This is a genomic window from Cellulomonas septica (genome assembly GCF_012396155.1).
Lineage (GTDB): Bacteria > Actinomycetota > Actinomycetes > Actinomycetales > Cellulomonadaceae > Cellulomonas > Cellulomonas septica.
This window is the reverse complement of record NZ_JAAXOY010000740.1, coordinates 1-1,575: the sequence shown is the minus strand read 5'-3', so window position 1 is coordinate 1,575 and position 1,575 is coordinate 1. Positions and strand designations below refer to the sequence as shown.

The window sequence follows — 1,575 nt, the reverse complement described above, 5'->3', positions numbered from 1 at the left end:
GAGGGCCAGCTCGGCGCGCCGGTCGGCGTCCCACACGCCCGCGAGCTCGGCGTCGAGGAGCGCGGCGGCGTACGCGTCGTCGGCACCGGGGACGTCGTCCGCGAGCGCCGAGGACGCCCGTTCGAGCGCCTGCTCGACGGCACGCACGTCCGCGAGCGCGGCAGCCATGACGTCGGCGACGGTGTCGGTCGCGGCGAACGTCGGCTCCTGCGTGAGCAGCTCGAGCGCGGCGGGGCGGGTCACGTCGCCGCTGTCGGGCGGCTCGACGCCCGCGAGCAGGCGCAGCAGCGTCGACTTGCCGATGCCGTTCTCCCCGACGACGCCGAGGCGGTGGCCGGGGTCGACGTCGAGGTCGACGCCGGACAGCACGGGACGCCCGTCGTAGGAACGGGTCAGGGCACGGGCACGGAGGACTGGGTTCATGCGATCACCACCGGGGTGCGCCGGCGTCGTGGCTGCACGACGGGCGCGGGAGTCGGGAGAGGGACTCGGCGCGGTGGTCAGATCAGCACCCGGGCACGGTAGGCAGGGTGACCGCGGGCGCGCACCCCATTTCCGCTGCACCCGGCCCGGGGCGACGACGCGAGGGCGGGCGCCCCGGCGGCGTGCGGCACCCCCGTCGACCCCTGTCCGGTGGCCTCACCAGGCGCGACGCACCAGCATGGCGGCATGTCGACCACGCCCGGACGTCGCCCGTGATCGCGAGCCTGCTGCTGGGCGTGCTCCTCATGAACGTGCTCGCGCTCGGGCTCGTCGTGGCCCGTGGCCCGGTGTTCGGCACGCGCGTGTACCGGCCGATGCTGCTCAACCTCGGGCTCTCCGCGGCGCCGCTGCTGGTCCTGCTGCTGTCGTACGCGCTGATCTTCCTCCTGGCGGTGGGCGTGCCCCACACGGTCGTGTTCCCGCTGGTCGGCCTGCTCCTGCTCGTCTGGCTGCTGCTCCTGCCCAACGCGGGCTACCTCGTCACCGAGCTCAACCTCAGCCACCGGCGCGACGACGACGGGGTGCCGATGTGGTTCGACGTCGTGCTCGTCATCTCGCTCGCGATGGCCGGCGTCCTCAACACCGTGCTCAACGTGCTGCTCGTGCAGCTGGAGTTCGCGATCACGCGGCACGGCGACACAGCGTCGTCCCTGCTCGCGGGCGACACGCTGGTGCTCGTCGCCGTGGTCCTGCTGCTCGTGTCGTTCGGCATGTACCTGGGCCGGCACCTGCGCCTCAACAGCTGGGACGTCGCGCGGCCGTGGCGGGTCGTGAGCAAGACGGTCACGCACCTGCGCGAGCCGCGCGCGGCGGGTCAGGCGACGGCGTTCACGCTGCTCTACGCGCTGTTCTTCGCGGTCATGTACGTCGCCGTCGCGGGTCCCGTCATCCAGGCGCTGGTGCTGCTCGAGCAATGAGCGCGCGGTCCGCGCGGAGCACCTGGGAGAATCGTGCGTCGTGACCACCAGCGAGCCGTCGACCGGGCGCCCGTCCGGCCCGCGCCGGCGCGGGGGTCGCGGTGGTGGGCGCGGCCGGCGTCCTGACGAGGCACGGCGTCCTGACGAGGCACGACGGCCCGACGAGGGTCGGCAG

At 73.8% G+C, this 1,575-nt stretch carries 2 protein-coding genes; one reads left to right on the top strand and one right to left on the bottom strand.

Annotated features, from left to right (window positions below; translation table 11 throughout):
• Positions 1 to 423 (bottom strand): ATP-binding cassette domain-containing protein (locus tag HGA02_RS21515; protein ID WP_168680841.1); only part of this gene is annotated, 423 nt, incomplete at its 3' end.
• Positions 424 to 695: 272 nt separating this feature from the next.
• Here HGA02_RS21515 and HGA02_RS18735 point away from each other — a divergent pair.
• A complete protein-coding gene (locus tag HGA02_RS18735) occupies positions 696 to 1,400 on the top strand; it encodes a DUF1361 domain-containing protein (protein WP_168680839.1) in 705 nt (234 codons plus the stop codon).
• Positions 1,401 to 1,575 lie beyond the last annotated feature (175 nt).